The 15892-nt window shown below is 69.5% G+C and carries 13 protein-coding genes; 12 read left to right on the top strand and 1 reads right to left on the bottom strand.

Annotated elements, in window-relative coordinates; all coding sequences use genetic code 11:
* Positions 1 to 258: 258 nt before the first annotated feature.
* The 10 genes from WMF28_RS11940 (at position 259) to WMF28_RS11895 (ending at position 12919) form a co-directional block, all read left to right on the top strand.
* Positions 259 to 1443: an ATP-binding cassette domain-containing protein gene (locus WMF28_RS11940; protein WP_437602314.1), complete on the top strand. Its 1185-nt coding sequence runs from the start codon at positions 259 to 261 to the stop codon at positions 1441 to 1443.
* Between the two features lie 5 nt (positions 1444 to 1448).
* Positions 1449 to 2183 (top strand): ABC transporter permease, encoded by a 735-nt coding sequence (locus WMF28_RS11935; RefSeq protein WP_437602313.1) that lies wholly within the window; start codon positions 1449 to 1451, stop codon positions 2181 to 2183.
* Between the two features lie 9 nt (positions 2184 to 2192).
* The gene (locus WMF28_RS11930; RefSeq protein WP_437602312.1) at positions 2193 to 4034 is read left to right on the top strand and encodes a GldG family protein; all 1842 of its coding nucleotides are present in this window, start codon (positions 2193 to 2195) and stop codon (positions 4032 to 4034) included.
* A 27-nt stretch (positions 4035 to 4061) separates the two neighbouring features.
* Entirely contained in the window at positions 4062 to 5171 is a 1110-nt protein-coding gene (locus tag WMF28_RS11925) for a DUF4340 domain-containing protein (RefSeq protein WP_437602311.1), read from the top strand.
* Positions 5172 to 5514: 343 nt separating this feature from the next.
* Positions 5515 to 7329 carry a fatty acyl-AMP ligase gene (locus WMF28_RS11920; RefSeq protein WP_437602310.1) on the top strand — a complete coding sequence of 605 codons (1815 nt, stop codon included), beginning with the start codon at positions 5515 to 5517 and terminating at the stop codon, positions 7327 to 7329.
* Positions 7316 to 8200 carry a class I SAM-dependent methyltransferase gene (locus tag WMF28_RS11915; RefSeq protein ID WP_437602309.1) on the top strand — a complete coding sequence of 295 codons (885 nt, stop codon included), beginning with the start codon at positions 7316 to 7318 and terminating at the stop codon, positions 8198 to 8200. Before WMF28_RS11920 ends, WMF28_RS11915 begins: the two co-directional genes overlap by 14 nt.
* Positions 8201 to 8203: 3 nt before the next feature.
* The gene (locus tag WMF28_RS11910) at positions 8204 to 8455 is read left to right on the top strand and encodes an acyl carrier protein (RefSeq protein WP_437602308.1); all 252 of its coding nucleotides are present in this window, start codon (positions 8204 to 8206) and stop codon (positions 8453 to 8455) included.
* Positions 8452 to 9330 carry an acyl-ACP desaturase gene (locus WMF28_RS11905; RefSeq protein ID WP_437602307.1) on the top strand — a complete coding sequence of 293 codons (879 nt, stop codon included), beginning with the start codon at positions 8452 to 8454 and terminating at the stop codon, positions 9328 to 9330. The genes WMF28_RS11910 and WMF28_RS11905 overlap by 4 nt, the downstream gene beginning before the upstream one ends.
* Positions 9331 to 9390: 60 nt before the next feature.
* On the top strand, positions 9391 to 10686 hold the full coding sequence (locus WMF28_RS11900; protein WP_437602306.1) for a beta-ketoacyl-[acyl-carrier-protein] synthase family protein: 1296 nt from the start codon (positions 9391 to 9393) through the stop codon (positions 10684 to 10686).
* Between the two features lie 82 nt (positions 10687 to 10768).
* Positions 10769 to 12919, top strand: coding sequence for a thioredoxin domain-containing protein (locus WMF28_RS11895; protein WP_437602305.1), 2151 nt, complete (start codon positions 10769 to 10771; stop codon positions 12917 to 12919).
* Positions 12920 to 13197: 278 nt separating this feature from the next.
* Here WMF28_RS11895 and WMF28_RS11890 read toward each other — a convergent pair whose 3' ends face one another.
* Entirely contained in the window at positions 13198 to 14901 is a 1704-nt protein-coding gene (locus WMF28_RS11890) for an OmpA family protein (RefSeq protein ID WP_437602304.1), read from the bottom strand.
* A gap of 310 nt (positions 14902 to 15211) precedes the next feature.
* On the opposite strand from WMF28_RS11890, the gene rpmH reads away from it, so the two are divergent.
* Positions 15212 to 15361 (top strand): 50S ribosomal protein L34, encoded by a 150-nt coding sequence (gene rpmH / locus WMF28_RS11885; protein ID WP_437490053.1) that lies wholly within the window; start codon positions 15212 to 15214, stop codon positions 15359 to 15361.
* Positions 15362 to 15368: 7 nt separating this feature from the next.
* Positions 15369 to 15890, top strand: coding sequence for a ribonuclease P protein component (gene rnpA, locus WMF28_RS11880; RefSeq protein ID WP_437602303.1), 522 nt, complete (start codon positions 15369 to 15371; stop codon positions 15888 to 15890).
* Positions 15891 to 15892: the final 2 nt, after the last annotated feature.

Raw genomic sequence — 15892 nt, 5'->3', positions numbered from 1 at the left:
CCCGACCGTGGAACCCCTGAACCACCACGCCCCGTGCAAGGCCCGCCGGCCGGGAATAAACCCGCGGCTCAACCGCTTCGGGTCGGCGCTGTTGACACAGATCCACCCGTCGCTACGATGGCGCCGCCATTCGCCTGGGTAATGGGCGATCCAGGGCGTCACGACGGCGCGGCCGCCCGCCAGGGCGGGGGGGATCGCCCAGGGGCGAACCGCGGAGCACCCGCTCCGCTTCTCAAGGAACCATCTAAGGAGGTCATTTTGGCTAGCGATGTGATGATCGAGGCGAGCTCGCTGACCAAGCGCTATGGGTCGCTGCGCGCGCTCGACAAGGTGAGCTTCGAGGTCCATCGCGGCGAGGTCGTCGGCTTCCTCGGACCGAACGGGGCCGGCAAGTCGACGACGATGCGCATCCTCACCTGCTTCATCTCGGCGTCGGCCGGGACGGCGCGCGTTCACGGTTACGACGTCTTCGACGACCCGCTCGATGTCCGGCGCAAGCTCGGGTACCTGCCCCAGCGCGCCCCGCTCTACGGCGAGATGAACGTCTGGGAGTACCTGTCGTTCGTCGCCGACATGCGCGGGCTCGACCCGTCGCTCTTCAAGAAGCGGATGAAGGGGATCGTCGAGGTGTGCGGCCTCGCCCAGGTGCTCGGCAAGGACATCGGCACCCTCTCCCACGGCTACCGCCAGCGCGTCGGCCTCGGTCAGGCGCTCGTCCACGACCCGCCGATCCTCATCCTCGACGAGCCGACGAGCGACCTCGACCCGAACGAGAAGGCGGAGGTCATCCGCTACATCAAGGAGATCGGCAAGGAGCGGACGATCCTCCTCTCCACCCACAACCTCTCCGAGGTCGAGGCCGCCTGCGCCCGCGCCATCATCGTCTCCAAGGGGCGCGTCGTCGCCGACGGCCCCCTCGACGAGATCCGCTCCAAGAGCGGGAAGGTCCGGTACGTGGTCACCGTCCACGAGAAGAAGGTCTTCGAGGGCGGCGAGGGCTACCGGTCGGGCGCGCGCAAGCCCCCGACGGCCCAGGAGGTCCAGGAGGCGCTCGCCGGGCTGCCCGGCGTCACGAGCGTCACCGAGCTGCCGACCGACGACAACGCCCACAGCTTCCAGCTCCTCGGCGCGCTCGGCGGCGACGTCCGGCCCGAGCTCTTCCAGCTCATCGTGCAGAAGGGCTGGCTCCTCCTCGAGATGCGGCGCGACTCGCAGAGCCTCGAGGACGTGTTCAAGGCGCTCACGCGCGGCGACGAGCGCAAGGACCGCGGCCGCGCCCTGATCACCGACGACCTCGATGACGAAAACGACGCCGAGGACGACGAGGACGACGAGGACGACGAGGACGAGGACAGCGCCGGCGACGAGAGCGACGAGGCGAAGAGCGACGGCGCCGAGGACGGAGGCGCCGACGACGAAGCGCCGGCCAAGAAGAAGGGCTGAACGGTATGAGCACCACCCTGACCATCGCGAAGCGGGAGTTCCGCTCCAACTTCGATTCCCCCCTGGCCTATGTCGTGATCTGCTTCGGGCTGATCGCGCTCGGCGTCATCTTCTTCTTCATGAACGGCGGCTTCTGGCAGGCGGACCGCGCCTCGCTCGTGCAGCTGTTCTCGTGGGCGCCGATAGGGCTCTCCTTCCTCATCATCCCCGTGATCACGATGCGCCTCCTCGCCGAGGAGAAGCGGAGCGGCACGCTCGAGATGCTGATCACCCTGCCCGTGCAGGACCACGAGGTCGTCCTCGGCAAGTTCCTCGGGGCGTGGGGGCTCGTCCTCGTGCTCGTCTTCTCGACCATCCTCTACCCGATCATGATGTTCATGTGGCCCTGGCACCTCGGCGCGCTCGACAGCGGGCCGGTGGTGGCGGGCTACGTGGGCCTCGTGCTCTACAGCGCGGCGGCGGTCTCGATCGGCCTCCTCATCTCGTCGCTGACCGACAGCCAGGTGATCGCCTTCTTCATCACCTTCCTGGTGCTCGCCTTCCTGCACGGCGTGGACAACTTCGCCGACTACGCCCCGTCGGCCTTCCGCGACGTCCTCTCCTTCATCAGCTTCGACACCCGCCTCACGCCGTTCGCGCGCGGCATGGTGTCCACCCGCGACATCGTCTTCTTCCTCTCGATCACCGCAGGCTGCCTCATGGCCGCGTTCAGGGCGCTCGAGCGCAGGAAGTGGGCGTAAGGACTAACCATGGAACGCAAAGCCAAAGCCGCGACGCAGACAGGCGTCTATCTGGCCATCGTGGCCGCCATCCTCGTGGCGGCCAACGTCATCTCGCTCGGCGTCTACAAGCGCTTCGACATGACGAAGGCCGAGAGGTTCACCCTCTCGAAGGGCTCGGCCCACCTCGTCCGCGAGGGGCTCAAGCAGGATCTCCAGATCGACGTCTACGTCACCCGGGGGCTCCCGAAGCACGAGGCGTTCATCCAGGACCTCACCGACCTGATGAACGAGTACGAGCAGGCCTCCAACGGCAAGCTCCACTACGCGCTCATCGAGGCGAAGACGGATGAGCAGCGCACCGCCGCCAAGGAGGCGGGCCTGCAGGAGGCCGCGTTCGGCGAGGGGAGCGAGACCGGCCAGGACCAGGCGACGATCACCCGCGGGTTCATGGGCATCGCCTTCAAGTACGGCAGCGAGAAGGAGGCGATCCCGATGCTCTCGCCCGACCAGGGGCAGGGCCTCGAGTTCTGGATCACGAACACCATCCGGGAGATCCGCGACAAGGCGGACGGCATCGATACAAAGATCGGCGTCGTGACCGGCAAGGACGAGATCAAGCTCACGGACCCGAACCTCGTCGCGTCGCAGGGCGGCCGGGGCGGCCCGTCGATGCGGGCGCTGCTCGAGCACCACTTCCCGTTCTACAAGTTCGAGGACGTCGACCTGAAGGGCGGCGACGCCGAGGTCAACAAGGAGCTCGCCGGCCTCGTCATCACGCAGCCGGGCAAGGAGTTCACCGAGAAGGAGCTGCGCCGCGTCGACCAGTTCCTGATGCTCGGCAACAAGTCGCTCGCGGTGTTCGCCGGCGCGGTGAACCTCAAGGCGTCCGACCCGTCGATGAAGGCGACGCTGAACACCTGGGGCCTCGAGAAGCTGCTCGACGGCTACGGCGTCGAGATGAAGAAGGAGGCGATCCTCGACTGGAGCCGCTCGATGGCCATCCCGGTCCAGACGCAGTCGGGCCAGATGATGTGGTTCCGCGCGCCGGGCATCCTCCAGCTCCAGGAGGACAGCCGCTTCGAGGAGAACGAGCAGATCCTCGACTCGTCGTTCCCCGGCTTCTTCCGCCTCCCCGAGCTCGCCTTCCCCTTCCCGTCGACCCTCGTGCCGCACCCGGAGAAGCAGCCCGAGGCGACGATGAAGGTCGTCGCGCGCTCGACCCCGAAGACCACGGTCGACACGTCCGAGGCCGTCGACATGAAGTTCTCGGCCGACTGGAAGCCGAAGGGCGAGTACGCGCAGCGCGCGATCGCGGTGACGGTCGAGGGCAAGCTCAAGAGCGCCTTCGGCGGCCAGGAGGGGCTCGGGATCAGTGCGCCCGCGGAGAGCGCGGACCGGAGCCGGATCCTCGTGCTCTCGGCGTCGCAGTTCCTCGCGAACCCGTTCGCCCGCGCCGGCAACGCGCCCCCCATGCCGCCGCAGATGCAGATGATGGGCGGGATGGGCGGAGACGAGGATCTCCTGATGCTGTCGCAGCCCTACGCGCAGAAGTACCTGACCGCCACCATCCTGACGTTCAAGAACACCCTCGACTGGATGGCGGGGGACAGCACGCTGCTCGCGGCGACCGCGAAGATGTTCGGTGACACAAACCTGACCTACGCCGACGTCGAGAAGCCGAAGCAGGACGCCACGGACGACGAGGCCACGCTGGCCAAGAAGACCGAGGAGTACCGGGCGCAGCGCAAGACCGTGCAGCAGCGCGTGCAGTGGACGCTCACGCTCCTGCCGGCGGTCTTCTTCGCCGCGTTCGGCCTCGTCCGGTGGCGGCGGCGCGAGAGCGCACGCGAGAACATCACGCTCGACTGAGCCAGGGCCCCCTGGGGTGAAAGAGCCATGAAGACCGAGCACAAAATCTACATCGCGTTCGTCGTCCTCGCGCTCCTCGGCGTCGGCGTGTACCTCACGCAGAAGCGGCAGAAGGACCAGCTCGCCGCGCACTCGGTGACCGCCGCGACGGCGGATCTGCCCAAGGTCGGGATCTCGAAGGAAGACGTCGAGAAGATCACGAAGATCTCGATCAAGAACGCCGACAAGTCCGACGTGACGCTCGAGAAGAAGGGCGAGACGTGGGAGGTCACGAAGCCCGTGAACGCGAAGGCGAACGCGGCGAACGTGCGGAGCCTCCTCGACAACATGAAGGAGCTCAAGCTGAAGGAGGTGATCGACAGGACGAGCGGCACCTACGGCCAGTACGAGCTCACCGACGAGAAGGCGGTCCGCCTTGTCGCGCACAAGGGCGACGAGAAGGCGCTCGACCTGTACTTCGGCAAGAGCGGGTCGCGCGGGCAGATGGCGCGGGTCGAGGGCACGGACGGCGTCTACGTCGCGGGCGGCTACTCGAGCTACCTCTACACGCGGGAGGCGAAGAACTGGCGCGAGAACTCGATCCTCAAGTTCGAGGACGAGAACGCGATCCAGGTCTCGGTGGAGAACAAGAACGGCCTGTTCAGCTTCTCGAAGAACGACGACAAGTGGGCCGGCACGTTCGCGCCGCGCGACAAGAGCGGCAAGCTCGGCGCGGCCTCCGCGAAGTGGGCGAAGTTCGACGCGGACAAGGTGAAGGACCTGCTCCGCGCCTTCAAGGGCCTCGGCGCCGAGGACTTCGGCGACGGCAAGTCCGAGGCCGACACCGGGCTCGACGCCCCGACCACGAACGGCGGCACCATCACGATCAAGCTCAAGGACAACGCGGGCGACTTCACCATCAAGGTGGGTAAGACCGCGAAGGCGTCGAGCCGCTACGCCGTGAAAGAAGGCGGCGACGGCACGATCTACGTGCTCTCGTCGTGGTCGGCCGACTGGGCCCTCGCGGACGCGAAGCGGTTCGAGAAGTCCGAGAAGAAGGACGACAAGCAGGGGGGCAATCCCCACGAGGACGAGGCGGCTGGCCACATGGGCATGCCCGGCATGCCGGGCATGCCCGGCATGGAAGACGGCGAGTAGCCGGCGACATCGCGCGTGAGACAGAGAGGCGCCGGGAGACCGGCGCCTCTTCGCTTTTTGTGCACCGACATGGCCTACCGCCAGCGCCACGCGAATTCCGATTCGCACACGGGGGGCGATGTGACGAATATTCGACGCACTCTGCGCACGGATTTTCGTCACCCAGGACGCCAGCGTCAGGCTGACTCATGCGCCCGAGCGGCGGAATCAGGCTCAAACCTTGGATTTCATTGTTTTCGGTTTGCCCTGGCCCGAATTTCGCTTATGGCTGCGCTCACTCAAGCCAGGGGCGTCCTTGTCGGACGGACACCTACGTCCGTTCGGCCTGAGCCACCAGAGAGCCATGCGAACGTTCGTCGAAGTCCTCCAGCAAAATTCGGTGCACGCCGATCGAGCGATCCGGTTCGTTCGCAGCTCGGGAGAGGAGCGGGCGATCAGCTACGCCGAGCTCTGGCTCGAGGCGCGGCGCCGGGCCCACGCGCTTCGCAAGCTCGGGCTCGCCAAGGGCGACCGCGTGGCGCTGATCCTGACCGAGGCCGACGAGTTCGTCCTGACCTTCGTGGGAGCGCTCACGGCCGGCATCGTCGCGGTCCCGATGTATCCGCCGCAGTCGCTGGCCAAGCTCGAGGCGTACAGCGAGACGGTGCAGCACATCCTCGAGGCGTCCGGCGCCAGCGTGCTCGTCACGAACGAGCAGCTCAAGGAGATGATCGACGCCTACCTCGCCTCGAGCAGCGAGGGCCGAGCCGCCCTGCCGGGGCTGCGCGTCGTCCTGGAGCGCGACCTGCGCGAGCCCGAGGGGTTCGACGCGTCGGACGCGGCGGAGCCCTGGCGGGTGTCCCTCGACGACCTCGCGTTCCTGCAGTTCACGTCGGGGAGCACCTCGCGGCCCAAGGGCGTGATGGTGACCCACCGCAACCTGACGGTGAACAGCCACGCGATCATGTTCGACGGGCTGCGCTCCACCCCGGAAGATCGCGGCGTCAGCTGGCTGCCCCTCTACCACGACATGGGGCTCATCGGCTTCGTCATCGCGCCGCTCTACGCGCTCGTGCCGGTGATGTTCCTGCCGACGACGGCGTTCATCCGCCGCCCCTCGCTCTGGCTCGACGCGATCCACAGGTTCCGCGGCACGATCACCTTCGCCCCGAACTTCGCCTTCGCCCTCGCGACGCGGGCCGTCACCGAGGCGCAGGCGGGCCAGTGGGATCTCTCGTGTCTGCGCGCGCTCGGGTGCGGGGCCGAGCCGATCCAGGCCGACGTGCTCGGCGCGTTCCTCGATCGCTTCCGCAAGCAGGGGCTCCGCCCGGAGAGCATCCTGCCCTCGTACGGCATGGCCGAGGCCACGCTGGCGATCACCTTCAGCGACCTCACGGCCCCGCTCACCACCGACCGCGTGGACGCGAAGGCGATGCAGGCGGGGAAGGCGCGGCCCGCGAACGGCGGCGCGTCGCTGGAGCTCGTCTCCTGCGGCCGTCCCCTCCCCTGCCACGAGCTCGCCATCGTGGGGCCCGACGGCGCGCCGCTCGGCGAGCGCGAGGTGGGCGAGATCTGGGTGCGCGGCCCGAGCGTCGCCGCCGGCTATTTCAACGAGCCGGAGGCGACCGAGGCGGCGTTCGGAGGGGGCTGGCTGCGGACCGGCGATCTCGGCTATACGGTCGCCGGCGAGGTGTACCTCTGCGGCCGCTCCAAGGATCTCATCATCCTCGGCGGCAAGAACTACTTCCCCCAGGACATCGAGCGCGTCGCGTCCTCCGTGGAGGGGGTGCGCGACGGCCACTGCGTGGCGTTCTCGTGCCTCACCGCGTCGGGCGCCGAGCGGGCCGTCGTCGTCGCCGAGGCCAAGCGCGGCGCGGGCGGCGTCGCGCAGGCGATCACCCAGGCCGTGCGCGCCCAGATCGGCGTCCAGCTGTCCGAGATCGCGCTCATCAAGCGGGGGACGCTGGCGAAGACGTCGAGCGGCAAGGTGCGGCGCCGCGAGATGAAGCGGCGATTCGAGGCCGGCGAGCTCGAGGTCGCCTCGGACGTTGACGAGGGCATCACGCCCTCCCCCCATGCCGACGTGGTCCGCACGAGCGGAGCGGCGGCGCGAAACGAAGGGGGCCGCGCGGGCGGCGCCCCGGCACGTGTCGAAGGAGTCATCGATGGGATCCAGTAAGGCCGAGGTCGAGGTCAGCTACGACGTCTCGAACGAGTTCTTCAGGCTGTGGCTCGACGAGCGCATGAACTACACGAGCGCCGTCTACGAGTCCCCCGAGCAGTCGCTCGAGGCCGCGCAGCTGAACAAGCTCCGGATCCTGTCGGACTTCGCCAAGGCGGGGCCCGAGAAGAAGGTCCTCGACATCGGCTGCGGGTGGGGCGCGGCGCTCGAGTACGTGGCCACGGCGCGCGGCGTGAAGCGCGCGGTCGGCGTCACCCTGTCCACCGCGCAGGCCGCCGAGGTGAACGCCCGCAAGCTCCCCGGCGTCGAGGTGGTCGGCGGGGATTTCCGGACCTTCACGACGTCCGAGCGGTTCGACAGCCTCATCTCGATCTGCATGATCGACCACCTGTGCTCGCCGGAGGAGGCGCGCCAGGGCAAGGCGATCGACATCTACCGGGCGTACTTCAAGAAGGCCTGGGAGCTCACGAACCAGGGCGCCTGGTTCGGCCTCCAGACCATCCTCCGCAACCGGACGCCGCGGATGACGCCGTGGGGCGGGCTCCCGGCCGGCACGAGGAAGGACCTCGAGGACATCTACTTCGTCACCCGGGAGATCTTCCCCGGCGGCCTGAACCCGCGGCTCGAGGACATCATCCAGGCGGCGAACCCCTACTGGGAGGTGATGCAGGTGAACACGCGGCGCGAGCACTACCAGCGCACCACCGCGGAGTGGCTCCGCCGGCTCCGGCTGAACGAGAAGACCATCCGGTCGACGTGGGGGGACAAGGTCTTCGACGACTACGATCGTTACCTGTCGACGTGCGTGAACGCGTTCGACAAGCACTACAGCTCCCTCGCTCAATACGAGCTTCGCAGGATCGACTGAACCATGACGGACAAGACCAATCTGCTCGAGATGTTCAAGACGGTTGCCGCTCGCGTGGACAGGCGCGAGTTCCCCAGCGTCACCGCGGCGTCGGTGATCACGGAGCTCGGCATCGACTCGCTCTCGATGATGCAGATCGTCGGAGAGATGGAGACCGAGCTCGGGATCATGATCCCGGACGAAGATCTGGTCGAGCTCATCACCGTGGGCGACCTCTGCAAGAAGGTCGGAGAGCGGCTGGAGGCGGGCGCATGAGCCGGCTCGAGGAGCAGATCTTCCAGGAGTACATGACCTTCTTCGAGAAGGCGGAGCGCGAGCGCCGCTGGAACCTCTTCGAGGACATCCCCTGGGATCGCGTGAACAAGGACGCCAGCGAGGAGCTCGCGCTCTGCGCGGAGACCTTCTGCTCGGTCGAGATGTACCTGCCCGACTACGTGTCGAACGGCATCAACCTCGTGCGCAGCTACTTCGGCCAGGCGTGGTTCCAGGCGAACTGGGCCTACGAGGAGTCGAAGCACTCGCTCACGCTGATGCAGTACCTCCTGCGGTCGGGCAAGCGCACCGAGGAGCAGCTCGCCGATCTGCAGCACCAGCTCTTCGCGAAGAAGTGGGATCTCCCGTTCCACACGCCGCGGCAGATGACCTTCTACGGCTGCGTGCAGGAGATGGCGACGTTCGTCATCTACGTGAAGCACCGGGAGCGGGCGGCGGGCGAGAACGACGAGTGCCTGCGAGCCGTCTACGACTACATCGCCCGCGACGAGATCGCCCACTGCCGCTTCTACCAGAGCGTCATCAAGGTGCTGCTCGAGGAGGACCGGCAGGGGACGCTCGCCGACATGGCGCACGTGTTCGCGAACTTCGAGATGCCGGGCGTCGGGATCGTCCCCGATTACGACTCGCGCATCCTGAAGATGCGCGAGGCCGGCGTCGATCGGAACGTGTTCATCCAGAAGGTCTACATGCCGATCCTCAAGTACCTCGGGGTGGGTCGGCACGAGATGCTCGCCGCCCAGCGCGCCGCGCTCGACCTGCGCCACGGCGCAGAGCGCCGCCGCGACACGTCGCTCGAGAGCCTCGCGGCCGCTCCCAACCTGAACGACGCCGGTCCGCAGGCGCTGTCCGCCTGAACCGTCCCCCGGCCCGCCCTGAACCCTCTCCCCCTCCCTGAAGCGAGCACGAGCAGTCCGATGCGAAGGCGGGTCGTCGTGACCGGGATCGGCGCCGTTTGCCCGCTGGGCAACGACGTCGAGACCACCTGGCAAAACCTCCTCGCCGGTCGGTCCGGCGTGGACTTCATCCGCGATTTCCCCGTCGACAAGCTCCGCAGCGACATCGCCGCCAGCGTGAAGGAGTTCGACGTCGGAAAGTACCTGTCGCCCAAGGAGGCGGACATCTACGGCCGGGTGACCCACCTGAGCCTCGCGGCCGCGGTGGAGGCGCTGCGCGAGGCGGGCATCGCGCCGATCGAGCGCGCGCCCGCCGCGGACCACGAGGCGGCAGAGGGCGCCCAGGCGCCGGGCGGCGGCGGCCTCGACCGGACCCGGATCGGGTGCCTGATGTCGACCGGGATGGGCTCCGTCGATATCTTCGAGGAGCAGATCGCCCGGAGCGCGGCGCGCGGCCCGAGGGCCGTGTCGCCTTACTTCATCCCGGGCGTCATGCCGAACGGCGCGGCGGCGCTCATCGCCATGCGCTACGGGCTCATGGGGCCGTCGTACAACCTCGCGAGCGCGTGCGCGACGGGCACGCACTCGATCGCGACCTCGGCCCTCATGATCGAGGCGGGGGAGGCCGACGTGATGGTCGCGGGGGGCGCCGAGGCCGCGACGCGGCTCAACACCGTCGCGGGGTTCGGCAACGCGAAGGCGCTCGCCAGGGCCCTCGACGGCGACCCGACGCGCGCGAGCCGCCCGTTCGACCGGCGGCGCCACGGCTTCGTGATGGGCGAGGGCGCGGGCGCGCTCGTGCTCGAGGAGGAGCAGCACGCGCGGGCGCGCGGCGCGAAGCCGCTCGCCCTCGTGGCCGGCTTCGGGATGACCACGGACGCGCAGCACCTCACGCGGCCGCACTCGACCGGGCTCGGGCTCGCGCTCTCGCTGGAGCGCGCCCTCGCCAGGGCGGGCGTCGCGCCGGAGGCGATCGGGTACATCAACCCGCACGCGACCTCGACGCCGCAGGGCGACGCCGCCGAGGTGCTCGCGCTGCGGCGGGTCTTCGGCGAGCGCCTCGCGCGCATCCCGATCTCGGCGACAAAGTCGATGATCGGGCACCTGCTCGGCGGCGCCGGCGCCGTGGAGACGATCGCCGTCGTGTGCTCGCTGCGCGACCAGCTGCTGCACCCGTCGATCAACGTGGATGAGCTCGATCCGGATTGCTCCCTGGACGTCGTGCGCGAGCAGCGCTCGGTCGACCTGCGTCACGCGCTGAAGTGCTCTGCGGGCTTCGGCGGGCACAACTGCGCCCTCGTGCTGGAGCGGGCGTAGCCCAGAGCGGGCCTGGCCCAGACGCCCAAGCCCGCTGCGGCCCGGCTGGCGGTCCCCCTCGCCCGGCGCTAGGTGGGGCTCCATGGCATCCCCCACGAACCGGCTCGCGAGCGAGTCGTCGCCGTACCTCCTGCAGCACGCGCACAACCCGGTCGCGTGGTACCCGTGGGGGGGCGAGGCGCTCGATCTCGCGCGGCGCGAGGACAGGCCGATCCTCCTGTCCATCGGTTACGCCGCCTGCCACTGGTGCCACGTGATGGAGCGCGAGTCGTTCGAGGACGAGGCGATCGCCCGGCGCATGAACGAGCTCTTCGTGAACATCAAGGTCGATCGGGAGGAGCGCCCCGACCTCGATCACATCTACCAGCTCGTCGTGCAGCTCATGGGCCGGAGCGGCGGCTGGCCGCTGACGGTGTTCCTCACGCCCGACCAGCGGCCCTTCTTCGCGGGCACCTACTTCCCGCCGAAGGACCAGCACGGCATGCCCGGCTTCCCGAAGGTCCTCGACGCGGTCGCCGACGCCTACAGGAGCCGGCGCGACGAGGTCGAGCTCCAGGCGAACGAGATCACCCAGGCGATCGAGCGCGTGCAGCGCGCGCCGGCGACCGCCGCCGCCGGGGCGGCGAGCGCCGTCGAGCCCGCCTCGTCGGACCTGCTCCGGCGCGCGTCGCGGCAGCTGCTCGCGCGCTTCGACAGCCGCCACGGCGGCATCGGATCGCGGCCGAAGTTCCCGAACACGATGTCGCTCGACGTGCTGCTACGCCGCGGCGTGCTGGAGGGCGATCGCGCCGCGGCGGAGAGCGTCGAGCTCACGCTGGACAGGATGCGCGACGGCGGCATCTGGGACCACCTGCGCGGCGGCTTCCACCGCTACTCCACGGACGAGCGCTGGCTCGTGCCCCACTTCGAGAAGATGCTCTACGACAACGCGCTCCTCCTGCGCCTGTACGTCGACGGCTTCCGCGCGTTCAAGAGGCCGATCTACGCCGAGACGGCGCGCGAGATCGTGGGCTACCTGTTCGCCGAGATGCGCGACCCGGAGGGCGGGTTCTACGCGTCGCAGGACGCCGACTCCGAGGGGAGCGAGGGCAAGTTCTTCGTGTGGACGCTCGACCAGCTGCGCGCGGCGCTCGGCGAGGATCAGCTCGCTTACGACGTGGCCCGCCTCGTCTTCGGCATCACGGAGGAGGGCAACTTCGAGCACACCGGCGCGACGGTGCTCTCGCAGCACCGCACGCTGGAGCAGGCCGCGGCGGTCCTCGACGGGGGCGCCGGAGGAGACGCCGCGGCGCACCTCGAGCGCTGCCGCGAGGCGCTCGCGCGCGCCCGGGTCAAGATGCTCGCCGCGCGCGAGGCGAGGCCCCGGCCGGCGCGCGACGACAAGGTGCTCGCGAGCTGGAACGGGCTGCTCCTCGGGGCGCTCGCCGACGCGGGCCGCGCCCTGGATGAGCCCGCCTGGGTCGACGCCGCGGCGCGCGCCTTCGCGGTGCTCGAGCAGAAGCTCATCCGCGGCGGCCGCGTCGGCCGTTACCTCAAGGACGGCGCGCCCGCGGGCGCGAAGGCGGAGGGCGGCGGCGCGGGCGACGTGCGGCCGGGGTTCCTGGACGACCAGGCGTACCTCGGGAACGCGGCCCTCGACCTGTACGAAGCCACCTCCGATCCGCGCTACGTCAGCGTCGCGCGCGCGATCGCCGACGCGATGATCGCGCACCACTGGGACGACGCGGCGCGCGGGTTCTTCTTCACCCCCGACGACGGCGACGCGCTGATCGCGCGCACGCAGGACATCTACGATCAGGCGGCGCCGTCGGCCGTCTCAATGGCGGCGCTCCTCTGCCTGCGCCTCGCCGAGATCGCCGACGAGCGCTACCTACCGCCGGCAGAGCGGCAGCTCGAGGCCCTCGCGCCGGCCGCCCTCGAGAACCCGTTCGGGCTCGGCCAGACCGTGTGCGTGCTCGACCGCCTCGCGCGCGGCAGCGTGACGGTGGTCGTGGTCGGTGAGGCGGGCTCGACAGCGGCTGGAGGACTCGCGCGCGAGGCGTTCGGGACCTACCTGCCGAACCGGGCGATCGTCCTCGTGGATCCGGCGCGCCCGGAGACGGCCGCGGCGGCGCAGGTCGTCGCCGAGGGCAAGCCGGCGCGCTCCGGCGCGGCCGTGGCCTACGTCTGCCGCGGGCGAACGTGCTCGGCCCCGGTGACGACGCCGGACGAGCTCAGGGCGCTGCTGGGGTAGCGCGGCACGCGCCGAGCTCGCACGGTCCGCGCGCCGGGGCGCTCGTGCAGGAGCAGCCGGACACCGGGCCGGGCGCGTGGGTTTGCGCGCACCCGCGTCCGACGCCCTCGGCGCGGGCCTCGGTCGGCGAGCAGACCTCCACGTCCAGCTTCGCGTCGGCGTCGAAGTCCGTGACGAAGATGCAGCTGCAGCGATAGGGCGTGCCCTCGTCCGGGCGGCACGCGGCGGCGAGGACTGCACACAGCAGAGCTCCCGCGCGCGCCGCCCGGCGCTGGCATCTAGGGCGTGACCGTACCGCCACTGCCGCCGCCGGTGGTGTTGCCGGAGGCCTTGTTGCCGCCCGTGTTGCTCTCCCGGATGTGGAACTCGACGCGCCGGTTCTTCTGGCGCCCGGCCTCGGTGTTGTTGCTCTCGATCGGCCGCCGCGGCCCGAAGCCCGCCGCCGTGAGCCGGGCAGGGTCGATGCCGCCGCGCTCGATGAGGTAGGTCCTCACCGAGTGGGCGCGATCGTTGGAGAGCCGCTCGTTGAGCTGGTCAGGCCCGCGGTTGTCCGTGTGGCCCTCGATCGCGACGAGCCCGATCTCGGGGTTCACCTTGAGCAGCCGGACGACCTCGTCGAGGATGCCGTAGCTGTTCGGCAGGATCCTCGCGCTGCCCGTCGCGAACTGCACCTGCTTCAGGATCTGGATCTCGCTCGATCCCGTGATGCGGCGGATGAACTGCGGGCAGCCGTTCTTGGCCGGATCGGTGCTCGGCTCGCCCGGCTCCTTGGGGCACGCGTCCTTCGCGTCCGGGATCTTGTCCTCGTCGGCGTCGTCCTCCGGGCAGCCGTCGGCGTCGTTGATCTTGTCGAAATCCTCGGGCTCATCCGGGCACTTGTCGCTGACGTCGGGGATGCCGTCGCCGTCGCGGTCGGGCAGCGCCGGGCAGCCGTCGCTGGAGTTCGGCGGCTTGTTGTCCTCGGGATCGGTCGGGCAGAGATCGATGTCGTCCGGGTAGCCGTCCTTGTCGGTGTCCGCGGCGCGCGGCGGGAGCGCCTTGAAGCGTGCGCCCGGCGACATGGGCTCGACATCCGAGATGCCGAACGCGTAGCCGAGGACCCCGGTCAGCCGGAAATCCGGCGCGTAGCCCCCGGTGAGGCGCGTGCCACCGCCGACACCGAGCCACGCCTTCTTCCGCTGGTCGAGGGCGAGCCGCCCCTCGGCCATCCACTCGAGCGGGGTGTTGTCCCCGGTGAACGTCGTGCCCCGACCGAGGCCGGTCGACCCGAAGATCTGCGCGCCGAGCCGCAAGGTCCCGTTCCGCAGCGGCACGAAGCCGCCGATACCCCACCGCCACTCGTGCGACACGTTGAAGTCGTTGAGCGAGGCGTACGGCCGGAACTGCACTCCGGTGTTGAGAACGAAGAACATGGATCTGAGGTCGATCTCGCCCGAGAGCCCGATCAGCGTGCTCGTGCTCTTGTCGCCGGCGAACGAGAACCTGTGGCCCGTCGGCACCCACGCGGCCGCGTTGACGCCCAGCTTGAAGAAGCGATCGTCGGAGCGGTACAGGACCGCCCGCGCGTCGAGCCGCAGGTCCATGATCGCGGCGCTCGACGGGCTCGCCGCGTCCTGCGCGCCGGCGATGATCGCGTCGTTCGTCTGGTTGCTCGTCTGCAAGCCGATGAACGGCAGCCCCACTTGGACGCTGAAGCGGTCGAGGAACTCGACGCCTCCGTTGAGGTACCCGATGAGCTGCGACGACACCGGCGCGCCGTGCTTCCTGCTGAAGAGCTGCGCGGACCGCTCGTCGTTCAGCATGTTCTCGATCCGGAAGGGGTTGAGCCCGAAGCCGAGCCCGAACTGCCCGAAAAAGCGCGTCTCCGGCGCCACCTGCGGCCTCCAGAGCGCGATCGAATCCTCGGGAGCGCCGGCCATGTAGAGCCGGTCCAGGTAGAACGTCCTCGTCTGTGCGCTGGCAGGGAGCGCGCTCAGGAACATTGCTCCCGCCGCAGCAACGCCCAGCGCGCGTCGCGTGACGCCCCGCGCAGCCACGTGCCGCTTCTCCCCCACATGTCCTCCGGTGCGCGTCAAATTCCCTCCTGTGGCCCGTCTAGAACGGCCCCCGCGGTCGATCGGAGGCTACACGCTAACCCAGGTACCTAGAAAGGTGAGAGAGAACGGCGAACCAAGGCGGCGCCGCGTCGTCTGGTGTTGACCTGGGCCGAACGTCGTGCTTTCTTGCGCGCCCGCTTGACGTGCGGCCAGGTCGCCGCCGTTCGCGGTCCAGAACGCCAAGGGACCACCAGCCATGAAGCGCACCTACCAGCCCCATAACACCCGCCGCGCCCGGACCCACGGCTTCCGTGCGCGTATGGCGACCGCCGGCGGTCGCAAGATCATCAACAACCGCCGCCGCAAGGGCCGCGCCCGGCTCTCGACCACCATCTACAAGAAGTAACTCGAGCGTGACGGCGCCAGCGCGCCCGCGCTCGTCGGCGTCCCCCCCCTCGTCGTTCCCCCGCGGGCGCCGCATCCGCAAGCGGGCCGATTTCGTTCGCATCCAGAACGGCGGTCATCGCGTCAACACCCGGCACCTGCTGATCCTCGTTGCGGCCCCCACCGACGCGCCCGCTCGCGGCGCGGAGAAGGGCGAGGCGCCCGCCCCCGCTCCCGTACCGGGTGCGCTTCGGCTGGGCCTCGTCGCCTCGCGCAAGGTCGGCGACGCCGTGGCCCGCAACCGTGCGAAGCGCCTGCTCAGGGAGGCATTCCGGAGGTTCCCGGAGCTCTTCCCGGAGCGCGTCGACATCGTGGTGATCCTGCGCACCGGCGCCGGCTCGCTCGGCCTCGAGGACGTGCTCGCGGAGCTGCGCAGCGTGGTCCCGGTGCTCCGGCGCAGGGCACGGGACGCGCTCGCCGCCGCGCCATCCCTCACCGGCGCGCCCGCGGCTGCGGACGAGCGCGGCGCAGAAGATCCGCCCGCCCGATGACG

It is taken from the genome of Sorangium sp. So ce590 (assembly GCF_051521365.1).
Classification (GTDB): Bacteria; Myxococcota_A; Polyangia; order Polyangiales; family Polyangiaceae; genus Sorangium.
Note: the sequence above shows the minus strand (reverse complement) of the source record. Positions and strands in the feature narration are given on the sequence as shown.